This is a genomic window from Micromonospora sp. SD19 (genome assembly GCF_054462275.1).
Window position 1 is genome coordinate 151,282 of the sequence record NZ_JBTLMN010000001.1, and the last position, 19,346, is coordinate 170,627.

Here is a 19,346-nt window from a genome sequence, read left to right on the forward strand (position 1 = left end):
CGCCACCGGGTTGCCGTGAGTTGCTTCACCCGGGGCGCCGGCACGGGGGTGCCGGCCGACCGGGGTCATTGCCGTATCAATCGGGCCAATCGGACCACCATCCAGTCGACCGTCCCGGGTTACGTCCGCGGCCCCGGGGCCGGTACAACCAGCTGAGATCACCGTTGCGCCTCTCGCCTCCGCCGGCCGGCGCCTTCGGCGCCCGCCGCGTCCTGCTCGCCGGTGCCGTCGCTGTCGGCGGCCAGACCGTCCCGGCCGAGCAGGTACTGCTCGACGAGATGGTTCCAGTCACAACCGAGGCACACCTCCACCACGAAGACCTGGAACTCACGCAGCGTCATCGCCAGCACTGGCAACTCGGCAAGTGTCCGGGCCTGCCCGGCGGACTGCTTGAGTTCGTCACCGTAAATGTAGTGGACGAGGGTCAGGTTTTCGCTGCGGCAGATCGGGCAGCGCCGGTCGGTCGGCTCACCATGGAACCGAGCGGCGTTCTTCAGGTACGGCGATGCGTCGCAGACGTCGTACGTGCCGACTCGGCCGGCCAGGAGCTCACGCAGCACCGCTCGCTTCTGAAGCGAGTAGTCGACGACCTGGCGCTGCGTACGCATGCGGAGAAGGGTACGCGGTCCGGCCCGAGCAGGCGACCGCGCTCACATTCCGTGACGACGACATCTCGGAACGGGGGTTTGCCCCGACCCCCGCGACCCGCTAACGTGCGATGTATCGGTCCGATACATCGCGGCGGTTATCACTCCACGCCGGAGGGTAAAGAGAGGGTGGCCCCGTGCTCGAGTTCGCCATCCTCGGCCTCCTGCAGGAGTCTCCGATGCACGGCTATGAGCTGCGCAAGGAGCTGACCGCCAAACTCGGCGCGATCCGGGCGGCGATCAGCTACGGCTCGCTCTACCCCACGCTACGCAGGCTGCAGGCGGCGGGATGGATCACCGAAGCTGCTGAGACGCCCGCCACTGCCGAGGAGGTTCCCGCGCTGACCAGCCGACGAGGTCGGGTGGTCTACAAAATCACCGCGGAAGGCAAGGAACGCTTCGCCCAGCTGATCGCACAGGCCGGGCCCGAGACGTACGACGACACGGGCTTCGGGGTGCACTTCGCGTTCTTCGCCCGGACCGACCAGGCGACCCGACTGCGCATCCTGGAGGGTCGCCGCCGCAAGATCGAGGAGCGTCGCGAAGGGCTTCGTGACGTGCTGGGCCGGGCGGCCGAGCGCCTCGACGCTTACACGCTGGAACTGCAGCGCCACGGTCTTGATGCCTGTGAGCGCGAGGTCCGCTGGCTGGAGGAGCTCATCGCCAACGAGCGCTCCGGCCGAGCCCCGACGGTCCCGAACACCGGGACAGCCGGCGGCCGACGAGAAGACAACAGCCCGCCTCCGCCTGGAGAGACCAGGAATGAGCGGCCGTGACAGAAAAGAAGGAGGCAGACGCTATGGGCTCCGTCCGCGTCGCCATCGTCGGTGTGGGTAACTGCGCCTCGTCCCTGGTTCAGGGCGTCGAGTACTACCGGAACGCCAACCCGAACGACCGCGTCCCGGGTCTCATGCACGTCGCCTTCGGCGACTACCACGTCAACGCCGTGGAGTTCGTCGCGGCATTCGACGTGGACGCCAAGAAGGTGGGCATGGACCTCGCGGAGGCGATCGTCGCCAGCGAGAACAACACCATCAAGCTCTGCGACGTGCCGCCGACCGGCGTGACGGTGCAGCGCGGTCCGACTTTCGACGGTCTGGGCCAGTACTACCGCGAGATCGTCGAGGAGTCGGACGCCACCCCGGTCGACGTGGCGCAGGCGCTGCGTGACGCGCAGGTCGACGTCGTCGTCTGCTACCTCCCGGTCGGCTCGGAGCAGGCCGCCAAGTTCTACGCCCAGGCCGCGATCGACGCCGGCTGCGCGTTCGTCAACGCCCTGCCGGTCTTCATCGCCTCCGACCCCGAGTGGGCCCAGAAGTTCACCGACGCCGGCCTGCCGATCGTCGGTGACGACATCAAGAGCCAGGTCGGCGCCACCATCGTGCACCGCGCCCTCGCGAAGCTCTTCGAGGACCGTGGCGTCGAGCTGCTGCGCACGTACCAGCTCAACTTCGGCGGCAACATGGACTTCATGAACATGCTGGAGCGCAAGCGCCTGGTCTCGAAGAAGATCTCGAAGACCCAGTCGGTGACCTCGCAGATCCCGCACGAGATGAGCAAGAGCGACGTGCACATCGGCCCGTCGGACCACGTGCCGTGGCTGGACGACCGCAAGTGGGCGTACATCCGCCTCGAGGGCCGTTCGTTCGGTGACACCCCGCTCAACGCCGAGCTCAAGCTCGAGGTGTGGGACTCCCCGAACTCGGCCGGCGTCATCATCGACGCGGTCCGGGCCGCGAAGATCGCCCTGGACCGGAAGATCGGCGGCCCGATCCTGTCGGCCTCGTCGTACTTCATGAAGTCCCCGCCGGTGCAGTACGCCGACCACGACGCCCACCAGGCCGTCGAGGAGTTCATCGCCGGTGAGGTCGCGCGCTGACGCGCTGAGTCACCAAGCAGGTCGAAGGGCCGGGTCCGCGTGGACCCGGCCCTTCGCCGTGGGTCCGCCGCCATCGCGGGTACGAGGGGCGGTCCCGTGATTCACGGCACCTCTTCCGGAACCACAGGTGACCGGGCGGCTGGGCGCGCCGGTGGCGATCCTCGTCGCGGTGGTCCTGCCGACCCTGCCACCGGCCAACGCCTTCTTCCGGTCACGGACCCCGGTCGACCCGCTGTGGCCCGGCGCAACGACACCCGGCACCGGCCGGGAGGGGTCGCCCAGCGCCGGCTGAGGCCCGCCTGGGGTGGTTCAGGACCAGGCGCGTCGCAACGAGACCCCGGCCTCCAACTCCAGCAGCTTGACCTTGCGGGGCAGGCCCCCACCGAAGCCGACCAGCTTGCCGCCCGCGCCGACGATCCGGTGGCACGGCACGATCACCGGGATCGGATTGCGGTTGCAGGCCACCCCGACCGCCCGTGCCGCCCCGGGGTCGCCGACCAGGCGCGCCACCTCCCCGTACGTCAGCGTCTGCCCGTACGGAATCCGCGTCATCTCACGCCACACGGCGCGCTCGAAGTCGGAGCCGCGTGGCGGCGACACCGGGACGGTGAACCCGGTCAGCTCACCGGCGAAGTACGCCCGCAGCTCGTCGACGGCCTGCCGGGACAGCGCGTCGTCGGGCGCCTCGGCGGCTGCCTCGACCCGCCCGAAATGCGCACCGCAGACGCTGGTGCCGTCGGTGGCGACGGAGAACTCACCGATCGGTGCGTCGAGCACGGTCCAGCGCATCCACCCATTCTCCCTGTCCCGGACTCCTTCGCCGGCGCGGCTACCAGCGCCGGGCCGAGTCCCACTACTCGGCGGACCGGATCGCCTCCGCCGCCCGCTCGGTGAGGGTGGGCGCTGCCCTTTTCCGATCACCGTCAGCGACTCGGCAGCGGTAGATCATCTTGCCCTCTCGCCGGCCCGTTCGGCGTTGCGCGGCGTCGATACCGTCAAGGTCGTGGCATCGGGGACGCTCATCTTTCTGATCATCGGCGGGGCAGGCATCGGTGTGCTCGCACTCGCCCTGCTCGGCACCGAACTGCTCCAGTTCGGGCACCCCGACGTGGACGGGCCGATCTCGGTCGAGACGGTCGCCGGCTTCGCCGGGGCGTTCGGGTTCGGCGGCGCCATCGTCAACGAACTGCTCGGTGCGCGTACCCCAGGCATGGTCGTCGGGGCGGTGGTCGGTGGGGTGCTCGCGGCCGTGCCCACCGGATGGTTGGCGTCCCGGCTGAGCCGGGCGGCGCGCAACATGCGCACCGACGCCACCCCCACCCGTGACGACCTGGTCGGCGCGCTCGGCCTGGTCGTCACCCCGGTGCCGGCCGACGGGTACGGCGAGGTCCGCGTTCGCCTCGCCGGCCAACCGGTCAAGCTCAGCGCCCGCGCGGACCAACCGATCCCGATCGGCGCCCAGGTCTTCGTCGTGCAGGCGCTCAGCGAGACCAGCGTGCACGTCGAGACCTACTGATCAACCCCTCGTAGACGGGACTGCTCATATGGCACTACTCATCGCCATCGGCGGCGCGGTTCTCCTCGCGCTCATCCTGGTGCTCTTCGTGCTCTCCCGGATCAAGGTGGCCGGGCCGAACGAGGCGTTCATCGTCACCGGCCGCAAGGGCCGCACCACGCAGACCGCCGACGGTGGGCGGTCCACCGACACCTCCGGGCAGAAGGTCGTGCTCGGCGCTTCGGTCTTCGTGCTGCCGGTGGTGCAGAAGCTCCAGTCCCTGGACCTGTCCAGCCGACGGATCGACGTCGGCATCCGGGGCGCGGTGAGCAAGCAGGGCATCCGCGCCGACCTGCACGGGGTGGCGATCGTCAAGGTCGGCGGCACCGAGGACGCGATCCGGGCCGCCGCCCAGCGGTTCCTGCACCAGCAGGACGAGATCGACAACTTCACCCGGGAGGTGCTGGCCGGCGCGCTGCGCTCGATCGTCGGCCGGCTCACCGTCGAGGAGGTCATCCGGGACCGGGCGGCGTTCGCCAGCGCGGTGGCCGAGGAGGCCGAGCACTCGATGACCAACCAGGGTCTGGTGCTGGACACCTTCCAGCTCCAGGACATCCTCGCCGAGGGCTCCTACCTGCAGGACCTGGGCCGGCCCGAGGCCGCCCGGGTGCTCAAGGACGCGGCGATCGCCGAGGCGCGGGCCCGGCAGCAGGCCGAGCAGGAGCGGCTGCTCGCCGAGGAGGCCATCGCCGAGGCGAACCGGAACCTGGCCCTCAAGCAGGCCGGCATCCAGGCCGAGATCGACGCCGCGAAGGCGAAGTCCGCGGCGGCCGGGCCGCTCGCCCAGGCCGAGCGGGACCAGGCGATCCTCTCCGAGCAGCAGAAGGTGGCCGAGCGCAACGCCGAACTCAAGCAGCGCCAACTCGACACCGAGGTGCGCAAGCCGGCCGACGCCGCCCGGTACAAGGTGGAACAGGAGGCCGAGGCGGCCCGCAACGCTGCGGTGCTGCACGCCGACGCGCAGCGCCAGTCCGTCATCGCCGCCGCGCAGGCCTCCGCCGAACAGGCCCGCCTCACCGGTGAGGGTGAGCGGGCACGGCGGGCCGCGCTCGCCGAGGCGAACGCCATCGAGGGCGCCAAGGAGGGTGAGGCCGAGCAGCGTCGGCGCTCCGCGATCGCCGAGGCGGTGGAGCGGGAGGGTCAGGCCGAGGCCGCGGCCATCCTGGCGAAGGGTGAGGCCGAAGCGGACGCGATGGCGCGCAAGGCCGAGGCGTTCGCCGCGTACGGCGAGGCGGCCGTGCTGGACCTGCTGGTCAAGGTGCTGCCGCAGGTCGTCGAGGCGGCCAGTGCGCCGATCGGGGCGATCGACAAGATGACGGTCATCTCCACCGACGGCGCGTCGTCGCTGACGAAGTCGGTGGCCGGCAACGTGGCCCAGGGCCTCCAGCTCGGCAGCGACCTCACCGGGATCGACCTGCCCGGCCTGCTGGCGCGGCTCGGCTCGGCGTCGACCCCGGCCGGCAACGGTGCCGCATCCGTCGACGGGAAGGCCGTCGAGAGCCGCTGACGCCATCGTGGTTGGTCAACCGCATCGACCAGAAGACGGCTCCCGCCACCGGTGAGGTGACGGGAGCCGTCGGCTCAGGAAACGTGACCGAATCAGGCGGGAGGCGCCGGAACGGTGTGACCGGCGAACTCTCCGGCCGATGCGACTGACACACCACCTGGCGGAACCTGACGCTGGTACACCCGCGTGGCGTCGCTGAAGTTCCGGTAGACGATCATCCACCCGTTGCCGCTGCTGTTGACGATCGGGCTGACAGTCGGATCGGTTGCGGCCGGGTCGCTGTAGTCCGGATTGACGCGCGCCCAGTCACCCCAGCTACCCGAGCCGGCGGATGCCTCGAAGACCCGGTAGATCTCGTTGTCCGAACCCCGCACCACCACCGCCGTCCGTCCGAGTGCCGGATCGAGGATCACGGCGGGCGGTCCGGCGGCGATCTGGGCGCCGATGCCGTTCCAGTTGGAGGACCATGTACCGCTGAGGTCCTGCTGCTTCACCACCACGGAGCCGTCAGCGGCACGGGCGAAGATGGCCGTACGGTAACCGGGGTGGACGAGCGCGGCAGGAGCACCGGTAACGGTGCCCCCGAGATCTGTCCAGGACGACGACAAGGACCCGTCGTTGGCGTAGACAGTGGTCTTGACCGAACCGGCAGCGGTGGTGCCGATGATCCGCAGGCTAGTGTCGATGTTCACCGCCGTGACCGAACCCACCAGGCCGGCGCTGCCCAGGCTCGCCCACCGAGGGCTGCTGTCCGACTGCCGGTAGTGCCAGAGCCGGCCGTCGACGTCGACGCCGAAGATGACACTCGTGCCGTCGGTGAGCATGGCTGCCGTCGGCGGGCCGGCCATCGATCCACCGATGGTGGCGATCGGTCCCCAGGTCGCCGCGCCCTCGGCGGTCTGGCTGCCGGCCCAGATGGTGGCGTTGGTGTGCCGGACGGTCACCTGGACGGGCTTGCCGCCGGGCTGATTCAGCGCCGGTTGCCCGGTAAGAGCCTCCAAACCGGAAGCGGGGTTCCACTGGATGCTGGAGAAGTCGTCCGGGTTGCTCTGGTGACCGATCCGCAGTCGCCCAGAGTTGTCCACGAAGGCGTACTCGATGGTTCCGACGGCGGTACCGGCCGGCTTGGCCTGGAGCACCGAAGTTCGGGAGTACGTGGCAATCGGCAGGGGGGTCACCGGGTCGGCGAACCAGCCCTGGAGATCGACCACCAGATGCACGGTGCCGCTTGAGGTGTTGCGGAAGCGCACCTTCCCCTCGGAGTTGACCTGTGCTACCAGGAGGCTGGATCGCGCCGACTCACCAGCGTTGAATTGAAGTGCCGGGCCGAGAATAGAGGGATCCGTCCCAAAGGAACCCTCTGCGACGCTAAAGGCCCCGCTTGCGGCAGGCCGGACAGCTGTGGCGTTCAGGACAACGCCAGCAACACCTCGGACCGGCAGCCCATTAGTGCCGCCGACAGCGACATCAACACTGGCACCGGCCGCGATCGGCGCCCCATTACCGATGCTGCGGGTGTCGATCAGCCGGCTGGCATCCACCGCGCGCAGGCCGGCCCCCGTCGTCGGGCTGTCGGTGAAGTATCCCTGCACCGTGATGACGACATCGATCGCCGAACCAGCGTTGACGAGCTGGACGACGTGGCTGCCGTCTCCCTTGAGCTTCACACTCACTGCCATCGAGGTGTTGCCGGCCCGATAATCAATGCCAGTGGCGGAAAGACTGTCCGAACCGATGGTCAACCAGCCGCCAGACGTCGCGCCGATGACGGCCACGTCCACCAGCACCGCCTTGGCAGTGCTCGGCAGCGCGAATGACCCCCCACTGGGCTTGCGTTGCCCCAAGGTGACACTCCGAGTTTCGCCGCTCGCCAGTTTCCGCGGTAGCCCCCAGAACCTGTGGCGGGTATCGGTCATCACCATGTGATCCATCGCCACGAAGCCGGAACCGATTCCGCCGGTGTTGGTCGTGAAATAGCCCTGCACGTCCAACTTCAGGTTGACCTTGCCGGCTTGGTTGTGTAGGGCGATCTTGCCGTTCGCCCCGACCTTCACCACCACCGAATTCGAGATGACCTCACCGGTTGAGGCGTTCAGCGATGAGGCGGCTGGCCTCGTGGCCTGGTCCGGGTAGACAGTCACAAAAGTGTTGACCGTCGGGCTGATCGCCGTCACGTCGACCAAGAGCGCGCTGACCCCGTTGGCTGGCACACCGCCGACTCCGAGAGCACTGACAGTGGCCACGGTATCTGCGTCCCGAGGGCCGGTGTAGCCCCCAGTACCGCTGCGGGTGTCCAGCAACACGGTTTGGTTGATTGGTACGTAGTCGCCGCCCTTACCTGCGGCGTCGGCATGGACCGCCCCAGCCGGAACGACTACTGTTCCGACGGCCATAAGGAGAAGGACTGCCAGTAGCCTTACCACTGCCGTTCGATTACTGACCCGATAATGCAACGGTACCGCCTCTCGTAAGTTTGGATCGAACTTCCACCCCCGATGTTGGAACAGGGTGGGGTCGAACGGCATGAAGTCGTGAATTGCCACCTCAATGCCTGAACATTGGCCCCGCCCAGCCAGGTGTGAGCAACGGCAGGACAGGGAGCAGCACGCCGAACGATTGGCGCAGAACAGCAGTTCCGGCACCCGACGGTGCGGCAAGACAAACGGAACTGGGGAAAGAGGGGTTAGGCGAAACCCCCGCCGACGATCACGGCTTCAGCGTGATGCGCGATCGCAAACAGACCAGGAAGGCAAGAGATTCGAGATGAACCCCGCGCATACTCCGTGGCAGCGGCCAGATGATTGCCCTCGCGATGGGGCCGGCCAGCAAGATTCCAGCGCGTAGATGGTCATGCGTCACACCCCCGTGTGCTGCTCATCATCAATGTGCCGCTGTACATTCGCAGCGCAGACGACTCACTGTCAAGAGGTGGTTCCAGGGTGTAGGCAATGCCCGAAATGACCTGGGATAGTTACGGTGGGTCACCGATAGCTGGAGCGACGCCACAAGGCGCATCTGAGTCGATCAACCCGAGCCGACCGGCGGCTCAACCGATGATGCCCTCGGCGCGGGCCCAGCGCAGCAGTTCCGCCTCGGCGGCGTCGCGGTCCAGCGGGCCGCGTTCGAGGCGCTGCTCCTTGAGGTGCTTCCACGCCCGGCCGACCACCGGCCCCGGCGGTACGCCGAGCAGCTCCATGATCGCGTTGCCGTCCAGGTCGGGTCGGACCCGCGCCAGGTCCTCCTCGGCGGCGATCCGGGCGATCCGGTCCTCCAGCGCGTCGTAATCGGCCGCGAGCTGGGCGGCCTTGCGCCGGTTGCGGGTGGTGCAGTCCGAGCGGGTCAGCTTGTGCAGGCGGGGAAGCAGGTCACCGGCATCGGCGACGTAGCGGCGCACCGCCGAGTCGGTCCACTCGCCCCGCCCGTACCCGTAGAAGCGCAGGTGCAGCGCGACAAGCGCGGTCACCTTCGCGGTGACCTCCTTCGGGTACCGCATCGCCTTCATCCGGGCCTTGGTCAGCCGCGCGCCGACCACCTCGTGGTGGTGGAAGCTGACCCGGCCGTCGGACCCGACCGCCTTCGTCGCCGGCTTGCCGACGTCGTGCAGGAGGGCGGCCATCCGCAGGATGAAGTCGCAGCCCTCCTCCTCGTAGGAGACCGCGTTCTCGACGACCGTCAACGTGTGCTCGTAGACGTCCTTGTGCTGCGCGTGCTCGTCGATCTCCAGCTTCAGACCGGTCAGCTCCGGCAGGAACCGCTCGGCCAGCCCGGTGTCCACCAGCAGCCGCAGCCCGGTGATCGGGTCCGCGCCGCAGAGCAGCTTGGTGAACTCGTCGCGGACCCGCTCGGCGGTGATCCGGTCCAGGTCGGCGGCCATCTCGGTCATCGCCAGATGCACGTCCGGGTGCACCGCGAACCGCAACTGGGCGGCGAACCGGGCGGCCCGCAGCATCCGCAGCGGGTCGTCGCCGAACGACTCACCCGGCGTGCTCGGGGTACGGATCACCTTGGCCGAGAGGTCGGCCAGCCCGCCGTGCGGGTCGGTGAACCGGTGGTCCGGCAGGCTGACCGCCATCGCGTTGATCGTGAAGTCGCGCCGCTTCAGGTCCTCGTCGAGGCTGGTGCCGTATACCACCACCGGGTTGCGGCTGACCTGGTCGTACGACTCCGCGCGGAACGTGGTGATCTCCAGCCGGAGGCCGTCGCGCTGAGCACCGATGGTGCCGAACTCCCGACCGGTCTCCCAGATCGACTCGGCCCAGCCCTTGATGATCCGCAGGGTCTCGTCCGGGTGCGCGTCGGTGCAGAAGTCGAGGTCGTCCCCGAGTCGACCGAGCAGGGCATCCCGCACCGAACCGCCCACCAGGTGCAGCTCGTGACCGGCGCGGACGAAGCGGCGGCCCAACTCGTCGGCGACCGGGGACACCCGGAGCAGTTCGGCGACGGCGTTGCGCTGCGCGGCGGTGAGTTCGCGGCGGTCGGCGGCATGAGGAGCGGAGGCTTCGGACATGGGATCGCCAGCTTATCGGGCCGGGGTGTGATCCGATCCGCCGGGCGCGGGTAACGGGTGGGGGTTGACTATGGTCTGTGGCGTGCGGGTCGGTGTCCGACCCGACGTACCCCTGGGAGGCTGGAGATGAGCGGCGGGCTCTACCGCAGCGCCAACGCCGCGAACGACGGCGGGGCCGGAACCCGTCCCGGGGACGGTGCCACCTTCATCTCCGCCGAACCGCTGAACCAACCGGCCATGGAGTCGACAGCGCCGCCGCAGGAGCAGGTGGGCGAGGCGAGCGCCGCGACCAACAGTGCGGTGATGGCGATCGGCAGCCTGGTCAGCCGGGGTACTGGTTTCCTACGCAACCTGGTGATCGGCGCGGCGCTCGGCGGCGCGCTGGTCGGTGACGCGTACACCACCGCGCAGATCCTCCCGGGGATGGTCTACGAGTTCCTGCTCGGCGGCGTCCTCACCAGCGTGCTGATCCCGGTGCTGGTGCGACGGCGCAAGATCGACAGAGATGGCGGACAGGCATACGCGCAGCGACTGCTCACCCTGGCGGTGCTCGCGCTTGGCGCGGCGGCCCTGCTCGCACTCCTGTTGGCATCGCCGCTGACCTGGCTTTACGGGGGCGAGGAATCGGCTGACGGCTACTCCGGTCTGGTCACGGGGCTGGCCCGGCTGATGCTGCCGATGATCTTCTTCTCGGGGTTGAGCGCGCTGATCAGCGCGGTGCTCAATACCCGGGGGCACTTCGCCGCCCCGATGTGGGCGCCGATCCTCAACAACCTCGTGGTGATCGGCACCGCCGGTCTCTACATCGCGATCTTCGGTGCGGAGATCGTCAAGCCGGAGGACATGACCACTGGGCGGGTTCTGCTGATCGGCGGCGGCACCCTGCTAGGCGTGGCCATCCAGGCGATGGGTCTGCTGCCCGCCCTGCGCAAGGTCGGCTTCCGCTGGAAGCTTCGCTTCGACTTCCGCGAGCTGGGGCTACGCGAGCTGGGCCGGCTCGGAGCCTGGATGATCTGCTATGTCGCGGTGAGCCAGGTCGGGCTGATCGTGCTGTTCAACCTGCTGAACCGGGCCGGTAAGGAGAACGCCGCCGGCCCGCTGATCTACAACAACGTGTTCCTGCTGCTGATGACCGCGCACGGCATCATCGCCGTCTCGATCATCACGGCGCTGATGCCCAGGATGAGCGCGGCCGCCGCCGACGGCCGGTACGCCGACCTCGCCGCCGACCTCTCCCGGGGTACCCGCACGGTCACGGCGGTGCTCGCCCCGATCGCGGTCTGCTACGCCGTCCTCGCCACCCCGATCGCGTTCACACTGTTCCGGTTCGGCGCGTTCAACGAGGACAACGCCACAGCCACCTCGGTGGTGCTGCTCGCCGCGGCGCTGGCGCTGGTTCCGTTCGCGGTGAGCCAACTCTTCACCTTCGCCTTCTACGCGTTGCCGGACACCCGCACCCCCGCCCTGATCAACATTCCGGTGGTGGCGCTGCGGATCGGCGTGCAGATCGTGCTCTTCGTGGCTTTCTCGGCGAGCTTCGCCGGCGCCGGCATGATGATCGGCAACACGGTCTCCTACCTGGCCGCGGCGATCGGCTCCGCCTGGCTGCTCCGACCGCGGGTTGGCCGCATCGGTCTCGGCGAGATCATGCGGACCGGCGGCAGGGTGGCAGTGGCGGCGCTCGGTTCGGCAGTGGTCGGCCTCCTGGTGGTGAAGCTGCTGCCCGGCGACGACACCCCGAGCCGCCTGCAGGCGATCGTCCAGCTCGTGATCGGCGGGGCGGTGATCGGCGGGACCTACCTGGGTCTGGCCATGGTGCTGCGGATCGGGGAGATCACCGAGGTGGTCGGGATGGTTCGCCGCCGCCTCGGTCGCTGAACGCCAGCACCTGATTACAACAAGTTGGCACTCATACGGACCGTGACCGCGGATCACCAGGCTGGGGATGCTTCTGTGGATAACTCCGCGATTCGCCGGTCAACCACCGCTTCAGCCTGTGGATAACCAACCGTACGGCTGAGCGTGGCGAACCGATCGGTGGGAACGTACGAGGCAGCGCGAGCGCCAGGCCGGCCCAGCCCCGGCTTCGGTCACTTGCGGTGAAGCCGTAGATTAGCTAGTACATGTGCCAGCAACGTGGCTGACAACGGTCGTAACCGGACGACTTCTCCGACTGCCGGAACCCCGCCAGTTACAGCGGGAAGATGACATGTCGGAGAGACGGGCAACCCGGGTAAGGTCGCTCTCGACGGGTACGGCAGGGGCCGACGCTGGGCGTCGACACCGGTCGGCCGGTTCCTTCAACGGCAGAGCGGGAAGCCACATGCCCAGCAGTTCGGGTTCATCGATCGACACGATCACCGAGGGAGGACGGGTGACCCAGGTCGGCGAGGGTCAGGAGGCGGACGAAAGCGCTCCTCCGGTCATGACCTTCGGTGCTCCCACGGCCGGTGAAGTCCTCGCCGAGCGGTACGAACTGGTTGAGCACATCAACAACGACAGTGCGGGTCGGCTGGTCTGGCGCGGGGTCGACGTCATCCTGCGCCGTCCCGTTGCCGTGGTGCTGCGCTACCCGGGCGGTGACTCCGCCACCGAGATGCTTCAGGCCGCCGTCGCAGCCAGCCGGGTCATCCACCCCAACCTGGTCGGCGTCTACGACGCGATCGACGAGGCCGACCGGGCGTACGTGGTGCGCGAGTGGGTCGACGGGCAGTCCCTGCGGGATCTGACCACCGACGGCCCCCTGGATCCGGCTCGGGCCACCGCCATCGGCAACGCCGTCGCGAGCGCGCTCGCCGCTGTGCACGCCACCGGCATGGTGCACGGCAACGTCCACCCCGGCACCGTCATGATCAGTGACGAGGGCCGCGTGGTCCTGGCCGATGCCCGCACCGACGGCGCCGACAGCCAGGAGAACGACATCCGGGCGGTCGGCGGCATCCTCTACTTCGCACTGACCGGCTCCTGGCCGCACACCGAGGCACCGCTGCGGGGCGCCACCGCCGGCCACGGCCGCGCCGCGATCCCGGACGCTGTCCGAGACGCCTCGGGTGCCATCGCGGCACCCCGCCAGGTCCGGGCGGGCGTCCCGGCGTACCTGGACGACCTGACCATGGATCTGCTCGACGCCGAGATCGCGCCGCCGTCCTCCGACGTGCTGGCCGCCGAGTTGGCGCGACTGGACGTGCCGGCCGAGGATGAGCACTACCTCGACAACAGCGGGCCGCTGCGGTTCGCCGCCGAAACCGGAGAAGAGCCGTCGCCGCTGGCCGCGGCGGGGGGTCGCAAGGTCGCCGTCGGCATCGCCGGCCTGTTGGCCGTCGCCCTGGTCGGTCTGCTGATCGGAATCATCGCGTTGGGCGGCGACGACGACGACCCGAAGTCGAACCCGGTCGCCGCACCGACCTCCAGTGCCCCGGCCGGTGACGCCACCCCGGCCGCCGCGACGGCGCGCAAGTTGACGGTCAAGGATGTCCGGATCATCGACCCGGACAGCAAGAACCGCAGTGAGGTCCGAGGCGCCGAAAAGGTCATCGACGGTGACGAGGACAAAGGCTGGGAGACCGAGACCTACGTGAACAGGCCCAACTTCGGCAACCTGAAGAAGGGCATGGGCGTCTGGATCGACCTCGGCGAGCCGCACACCGTCAAGTCGGTGCAGGCGGTGCTGTCAGCCACCGGTGCGTCCGCCCAGCTTCTCGCCGGCACCACCAACCCGCCGTCCAGCACCAACGGTGACAAGCAGTTGGTGGCGAGCTACAAGACCGCCATCGGCCAGCCGTTCGAGGACCACGACGGCACCACAATGACGTTCAACGGCTTCGACGCCGACCAGAAATACCAGTACCTGCTGTTCTGGATCACCGAGCTGCCGCCGTCGGAGGGCGGGTTCAAGCTGGGGGTGCAGGAGATTACGGTCCAGGGGTCGTGAGCCGGGCGCCACGATCCGGGCACCGCACTCGCTGGACGCGGTGATGGACGGGCGTGCCGCCGCACCGGACCTGGAGCTGCTGCGCGCGCACGTCGCCGGCGACCGGGACGCCTTCGCCGAACTGTTCCACCGGCACCGCGACCGGTTGTGGGCGGTGGCCCTGCGGACGCTCGGCGACCGTGAGGAGGCAGCCGACGCACTCCAGGACGCCCTGCTGTCGGCGCATCGGGCGGCGGCCCGGTTCCGCGGTGACTCCGCCGTCACCACCTGGCTGCACCGGATCGTGGTCAACGCCTGCCTGGACCGGATCCGCCGCCGGCAGGCGCACCCCACAGTGCCGCTGCCGGACGGCAACCGCTCCGAGGACGGATCGGGCACCGGCCGGCTGGAGCCGGCCGCACCGGCGACGGACCACGACACCGTGCTGGTGGTCCGCGAGGCGCTCGCCGCGCTGCCCGTCGAGCAACGCGCCGCGCTGGTACTGGTCGACGTGCAGGGCTATCCGGTCGCCGAGGTCGCCCGCATCCTCGGCGTCGCCGAGGGGACGGTGAAGAGCCGGTGTGCCCGGGGCCGGGCACGGCTGGCCGTGCTGCTCGGGCATCTCCGCCCCGCTGCCGCCGCGACGTCTTCGGCCCGACCGGACCCGACCGCCCCGGGCGTGCCCGGCGTCACGCCGGGGAACCCCAGCCCGGTGGAGGGCGTCGGATCGAGGTCAGGCCGGTACCGGCGGGACGCCAACCAGGAGGACACGTGACGACCGAGGGGTTCCGGGAGGTCGACGCCGACCTCCTCGCCGACTACCTCGGCGGGGCGTTGGACGGCACCCCGCAGCAGGACGAGGTCGCCCAGCTGGTCTCCGCGGACCCGTCCTGGGCCGAGGCGTACGCGCTGCTGGCCCCTGCCGTGACCGAGGTCCGGGCGGACCTGACCCGCTGGGCCGAGCCGTCCCCGCAGATGCCACCGGCGATCACCGACCGGCTGCTGGCCGCGTTGGCCTCCGCGCAGCCGACGAACGACACCTCGACCGGGGACGCGCGCACCGCCGCGTCGAGCGTCGATCCGGCGACACCCGTGGTCGTACCGACGCAGGGCGGTGCCGGTCGACGGCCGGCTCTCCCCACACCCGCCGGGGGGCCGGGGCGCGGGGTGTCCACCGGCCCGGGTCGCCGCCGGCGCGGCTGGGCCAGCCGTGGCGCACCCGTGGCCGCTGCCGCGATCGCCGTCATCGCCGTCGCCCTGGGCCTCAACCAGCTGTCGATGCCCGCGTCGGACGACTCCGGCAGCGCCCCCGCCATGGATCGGCCGGCCAGCGCGCCCGAGGGCGCCGCGGGGGCCGGGACGGTCCGGACCACCGGGCCGGCGCTGCGCAGTGGTACGAACTACACCCCGCAGGCCCTCGGCAATGCCTACGACACGGGTTCGCCGAGGACACCCGCCACCAGCCGGGCGACCGGCAGCGCCCCGGGCGGGCAGCCGCAGGTGGATGCCGAGGGCGAGCGTCGGCCCTCTCCGGACGGGTCGGACCAGTTGGCCCGGCTGACCGACGAGACGGCCCTGACCAGTTGTCTGGCGAGCGTCGCGGCGGAGCACGGATCGGTGCCACTGGTGGTCGAGGTGATCGACTACGCCCGCTTCCAGGGTGACCAGGCGCTGGTCATTCGCTTCACCGATGCCACCGGAGGCCGGTGGGCCTGGGTGAGCGGCCCGGAGTGCGGAGTGCCCGGGTCCGGCTCGGACAGCAGGTATTCGGCGCGGGTAGGGTGAATCCACGGTCGATGGCACGATGACCGCTCACGTGACCTGACCCACCGGATGCCCGGCTCGGGAATCCCCGGTTCGTACGATGACGTTCTGGAAGTCAGCTGCCGGCCTCACCCAGGCGTCGGCAACTCGGATCGGCATCGGTGCTCGCGCCGACGCCGAACACACACAACTCGGGAGACGGCAGTGGACGAGGTCCGCAACCTGATCATCATCGGCTCCGGGCCGGCCGGCTACACAGCGGCGGTCTACGCCGCACGCGCCAATCTGAAGCCGCTGATCATCGAGGGCGTGCAGTCCGGTGGCGCGCTGATGACCACGACCGAGGTGGAAAACTTCCCCGGCTTCGCCGACGGCATCCTCGGCCCCGAGCTGATGGACAACATGCGCAAGCAGGCCGAGCGGTTCGGCGCCGAGTTCCTCACCGACGACGTGACCCGCGTCGAGCTGGTGGACACCGGCGACGCCGGCTCCGGCGCGGTGAGCACCGTCTGGGTTGGCGAGACCGCCTACCGGGCCCGGTCCATCATCCTCTCCACCGGTTCGGCGTGGCGTCCGCTGGGCGTGCCCGGTGAGCAGGAATACCTGGGCCACGGCGTCTCCGCGTGTGCCACCTGTGACGGCTTCTTCTTCCGCAACCAGCACATCGTGGTGGTCGGCGGCGGCGACTCGGCGATGGAGGAGGCCACCTTCCTCACCCGTTTCGCCGATTCGGTGACGATCATCCACCGCCGCGACTCGTTCCGGGCCAGCAAGATCATGGCCGGCCGGGCGCTGAGCAACGAGAAGATCAAGGTGGAGTGGAACAGCACCGTCGAGGAGATCCTCGGCGACGACGGCAAGGTCACCGGCGTCCGCGTTCGCAACGTGCACACCGGCGAGACCAAGGTGATGGACGTGACCGGCGTCTTCGTCGCCATCGGTCACGACCCTCGCAGCGAGCTGTTCCAGGGCCAGGTCGAGCTGGACGACGAGGGCTACGTGAAGGTCGACGCCCCGAGCACCCGCACGAACGTGCCCGGTGTCTTCGCCGCCGGTGACGTGGTCGACCACACCTACCGTCAGGCGATCACCGCGGCCGGCACCGGGTGTGCCGCCGCGCTCGACGCCGAGCGGTTCATCGCGACGCTCAGCTGAAACAACGAACACATCCCGGAGGAGGGGCATAGTGGGAACAACCAAGGCGGTCACGGACAAGAGCTTCGTCGCTGACGTGCTACAGGCCGACAAGCCGGTGCTGGTGGACTTCTGGGCGGAGTGGTGCGGGCCGTGCCGCAAGGTGTCGCCGCTGCTCGAGGAGATCGCCCGGGAGATGGGTGACCAGGTCACCATCGTCAAGCTCAACATCGACGAGAACCCGGAGACCGCCCGGGCCTACCGGGTGATGTCGGTGCCGACGCTGACCGTCTTCAAGAACGGCCAGCCGGTGCAGTCGATCGCCGGTGCCAAGCCGAAGGGCGAGCTGGTCCGGCTCATCGAATCGGCCCTCTGACCAGCAGAAACTCACCCGAACCCCGTACCCGCTCGCCGGGTGCGGGGTTCGTCGTCTTCCCGGCCGCAGCGACGACGTATTTCGCCGCCCCAGCCACCTCGCCGTCCCGGAGCGCATAGCCTCAAGCCTGGGCCGCCCGGCCAGCCAGTGTCGTGCAGAGGGGGTCGTGCGTGCGTCCGATCCGACCCGGTGACCGGGGACCCGCGGTCACGGAGATCCGTACCATCCTGACCGGCCTCGACCTGCTCGCCGCCGCCGGCCCGCACACCGACGAGTTCGACCTCGACACCGAGCGGGCGGTCCGCGCGTTCCAGCAGTCGCGGGGGCTCAGCGTGGACGGCCGGGTCGGAGCCGAGACCTGGCGCGCCCTGGACGCCGCCCGCTGGCGGCTCGGCGCCCGCACCCTCTACCACGCGGTCCCCGAGCCGCTCACCGGCGAGGATGTCCGGTCCCTGCAGGAGCGACTGCTGGAAATGGGGTACGACGTGGGCCGCGCGGACGCCATCTACGGTGTCCGGACGTCGCGGGCGGTGGCCCAGTTCCAACGCGAGGTCGGGCTCACCCCCGACGGCTCCTGCGGCCCACACACCATGAACGCGCTGCGCCGGATCGGCCGCAAGGTGGTCGGTGGCCGCCCGCAGTGGCTCCGCGAATCCGACGCGATCCGACAGTCCGGGCCGGCGCTGGTGGGTAAGACGGTCGTCATCGACCCGGGGCACGGGGGCACCGACCCCGGCATGGTGGTGCCCGACGGCTCGCTGCGCTGGACGGAGTCGGACCTGGTGCACGACCTGGCCAGCCGCCTGGAGGGGCGGCTCGCCGCCTCCGGGGTGCGGGTGCAGCTCACCCGGGGCCCGTCGCCCGACAGTTGCCTGCCGGACGCCGAGCGGGCGCTGCTCGCCAACTCCCTCGGCGCCGACGTGTTCATCTCCCTGCACCTGGACGGCCACGCCAACCCGGACGCGGAGGGCGTGGCGACCTACCACTACGGCACCGACAACGGGGTGACCTCGGCGACCGGTGAACGACTGGCCGGGCTGGTGCAGCGGGAGATCGTCGCCCGCACCGGGCTGCGGGACTGCCGTACCCACGCCAAGACGTGGGAACTGCTGCGACTGACGCGGATGCCCGCCGTCCGGGTCGAGGTCGGCTACCTCACCTCGCCGACGGACCGCGCCCGCCTTGTCGACCCCCGGTTCCGGGACCGGGTGGTGGAGGCGATCGTGGCGGCGGTCCAGCGGATGTACTACCCCATCGAACGAGACGTCCCGACCGGATCGCTCGACGTCAGCGAACTGCGTGCCGTGGTGACCGCCGGCACCGTGGTCGACTGATCGGCCCTCGGTCAGCCGTTGGTGGAGCGGGTGGCCGGGGCGGGACGGACCGGCCGGAGCAGCGTCTCCGGACTCATCGAGCCGAGCAGTTTCTCCAGCGCGTACTCGACGTCGGACTTCCAGCTCAACGCCGTCCGCAGCTCAAGGCGCAACCGAGGAAAACGCGGATGCGGACGTACGGTCTTGAAGCCCACGGAGAGGAAGAAATCGACCGGTGCCACGCAACCCCCGGCCGGGTCGTCCGCGTCGCCGAACTTGGCGTCGCCGAACGCCTCGATGGCCTTGATCCCCCGCTTGGTCAGATCCCGGGCGACACCCTGCACCAACATCCGGCCCAACCCGCCGCCGGCGAACGCGGCGACCACGTTCGCGGTCATCAACAGTGCCGCGTCCGCGGAGACCGGTGAGGTCGGGAACGCCATCGAACGGGGCACGTAGGCGGGCGGGGCGTACATCACGAAGCCGGCCGGCATGCCGTCGACGTACGCGAGCTTGCCGCAGGAGCCCCACTCCAGCAGCGTCTGGGAGACCCACGCCTCCTTCTCCAGGCCCGGGTCGCCGGCAGCGCAGGCCCGCTCCGCGGAGACCGGGTCGAGCTCCCAGTAGACGCACTGCCGGCACGGGCGCGGAAGGTCTTCCAACGTGTCGAGGGTCAGGCTGACCAGACGTCGCGACATATGGCGCATCCCCACAATAGGCTCGGTGGTGAGACCGGCATGGAACGACAGCGCCG

The 19,346-nt window shown here is 69.7% G+C and carries 17 protein-coding genes; 12 read left to right on the forward strand and 5 right to left on the reverse strand.

Going from position 1 to position 19,346, the window contains the following annotated elements; genetic code table 11:
- Positions 1–158: 158 nt before the first annotated feature.
- Positions 159–608: a DUF5318 domain-containing protein gene (locus ACX27O_RS00705; RefSeq protein ID WP_030331821.1), complete on the reverse strand. Its 450-nt coding sequence runs from the start codon at positions 606–608 to the stop codon at positions 159–161.
- Positions 609–784: 176 nt separating this feature from the next.
- Here ACX27O_RS00705 and ACX27O_RS00710 point away from each other — a divergent pair, with 176 nt between their 5' ends.
- From ACX27O_RS00710 to ACX27O_RS00720, 3 genes are all read left to right on the forward strand, one after another.
- Positions 785–1,423: a PadR family transcriptional regulator gene (locus ACX27O_RS00710; protein WP_196920348.1), complete on the forward strand. Its 639-nt coding sequence runs from the start codon at positions 785–787 to the stop codon at positions 1,421–1,423.
- 23 nt (positions 1,424–1,446) lie between these two features.
- On the forward strand, positions 1,447–2,526 hold the full coding sequence (locus ACX27O_RS00715; protein WP_030331825.1) for an inositol-3-phosphate synthase: 1,080 nt from the start codon (positions 1,447–1,449) through the stop codon (positions 2,524–2,526).
- 127 nt (positions 2,527–2,653) lie between these two features.
- Positions 2,654–2,818 (forward strand): hypothetical protein, encoded by a 165-nt coding sequence (locus tag ACX27O_RS00720; RefSeq protein WP_210860521.1) that lies wholly within the window; start codon positions 2,654–2,656, stop codon positions 2,816–2,818.
- Positions 2,819–2,835: 17 nt separating this feature from the next.
- Here the strand turns inward: ACX27O_RS00720 and ACX27O_RS00725 are convergent, their stop codons facing one another.
- Positions 2,836–3,315, reverse strand: coding sequence for a methylated-DNA--[protein]-cysteine S-methyltransferase (locus tag ACX27O_RS00725; RefSeq protein ID WP_358128084.1), 480 nt, complete (start codon positions 3,313–3,315; stop codon positions 2,836–2,838).
- Positions 3,316–3,529: 214 nt separating this feature from the next.
- Between ACX27O_RS00725 and ACX27O_RS00730 the strand changes: the two genes are divergently transcribed.
- Both ACX27O_RS00730 and ACX27O_RS00735 read left to right on the forward strand, forming a co-directional pair.
- The gene (locus ACX27O_RS00730; RefSeq protein WP_036411488.1) at positions 3,530–4,042 is read left to right on the forward strand and encodes an NfeD family protein; all 513 of its coding nucleotides are present in this window, start codon (positions 3,530–3,532) and stop codon (positions 4,040–4,042) included.
- Between the two features lie 28 nt (positions 4,043–4,070).
- Positions 4,071–5,588 carry a flotillin family protein gene (locus tag ACX27O_RS00735; protein ID WP_030331832.1) on the forward strand — a complete coding sequence of 506 codons (1,518 nt, stop codon included), beginning with the start codon at positions 4,071–4,073 and terminating at the stop codon, positions 5,586–5,588.
- A gap of 92 nt (positions 5,589–5,680) precedes the next feature.
- Here the strand turns inward: ACX27O_RS00735 and ACX27O_RS00740 are convergent, their stop codons facing one another.
- Positions 5,681–7,831: a PLL family lectin gene (locus ACX27O_RS00740; protein ID WP_458938805.1), complete on the reverse strand. Its 2,151-nt coding sequence runs from the start codon at positions 7,829–7,831 to the stop codon at positions 5,681–5,683.
- 803 nt (positions 7,832–8,634) lie between these two features.
- Complete coding sequence (locus ACX27O_RS00745) at positions 8,635–10,095, reverse strand: CCA tRNA nucleotidyltransferase (RefSeq protein WP_030331836.1); 1,461 nt, start codon at positions 10,093–10,095, stop codon at positions 8,635–8,637.
- Positions 10,096–10,221: 126 nt separating this feature from the next.
- On the opposite strand from ACX27O_RS00745, the gene murJ reads away from it, so the two are divergent.
- From murJ to ACX27O_RS00780, 7 genes are all read left to right on the forward strand, one after another.
- The gene (murJ, locus tag ACX27O_RS00750) at positions 10,222–11,973 is read left to right on the forward strand and encodes a murein biosynthesis integral membrane protein MurJ (protein ID WP_210860025.1); all 1,752 of its coding nucleotides are present in this window, start codon (positions 10,222–10,224) and stop codon (positions 11,971–11,973) included.
- A gap of 445 nt (positions 11,974–12,418) precedes the next feature.
- Complete coding sequence (locus ACX27O_RS00755; RefSeq protein ID WP_030331840.1) at positions 12,419–14,026, forward strand: protein kinase family protein; 1,608 nt, start codon at positions 12,419–12,421, stop codon at positions 14,024–14,026.
- Between the two features lie 43 nt (positions 14,027–14,069).
- Positions 14,070–14,780 carry an RNA polymerase sigma factor SigM gene (gene sigM, locus ACX27O_RS00760; RefSeq protein ID WP_051708450.1) on the forward strand — a complete coding sequence of 237 codons (711 nt, stop codon included), beginning with the start codon at positions 14,070–14,072 and terminating at the stop codon, positions 14,778–14,780.
- Positions 14,777–15,790: a serine/threonine-protein kinase gene (locus ACX27O_RS00765; RefSeq protein WP_210860111.1), complete on the forward strand. Its 1,014-nt coding sequence runs from the start codon at positions 14,777–14,779 to the stop codon at positions 15,788–15,790. The genes sigM and ACX27O_RS00765 overlap by 4 nt, the downstream gene beginning before the upstream one ends.
- Positions 15,791–15,973: 183 nt before the next feature.
- A complete protein-coding gene (gene trxB / locus ACX27O_RS00770) occupies positions 15,974–16,924 on the forward strand; it encodes a thioredoxin-disulfide reductase (protein WP_458938806.1) in 951 nt (316 codons plus the stop codon).
- Between the two features lie 31 nt (positions 16,925–16,955).
- Entirely contained in the window at positions 16,956–17,279 is a 324-nt protein-coding gene (gene trxA / locus ACX27O_RS00775) for a thioredoxin (RefSeq protein WP_030331849.1), read from the forward strand.
- 170 nt (positions 17,280–17,449) lie between these two features.
- Positions 17,450–18,613 carry an N-acetylmuramoyl-L-alanine amidase gene (locus tag ACX27O_RS00780; protein ID WP_030331851.1) on the forward strand — a complete coding sequence of 388 codons (1,164 nt, stop codon included), beginning with the start codon at positions 17,450–17,452 and terminating at the stop codon, positions 18,611–18,613.
- 11 nt (positions 18,614–18,624) lie between these two features.
- On the opposite strand, the gene ACX27O_RS00785 is transcribed toward ACX27O_RS00780, so the two are convergent.
- Entirely contained in the window at positions 18,625–19,290 is a 666-nt protein-coding gene (locus tag ACX27O_RS00785) for a GNAT family N-acetyltransferase (protein ID WP_030331852.1), read from the reverse strand.
- Positions 19,291–19,346 lie beyond the last annotated feature (56 nt).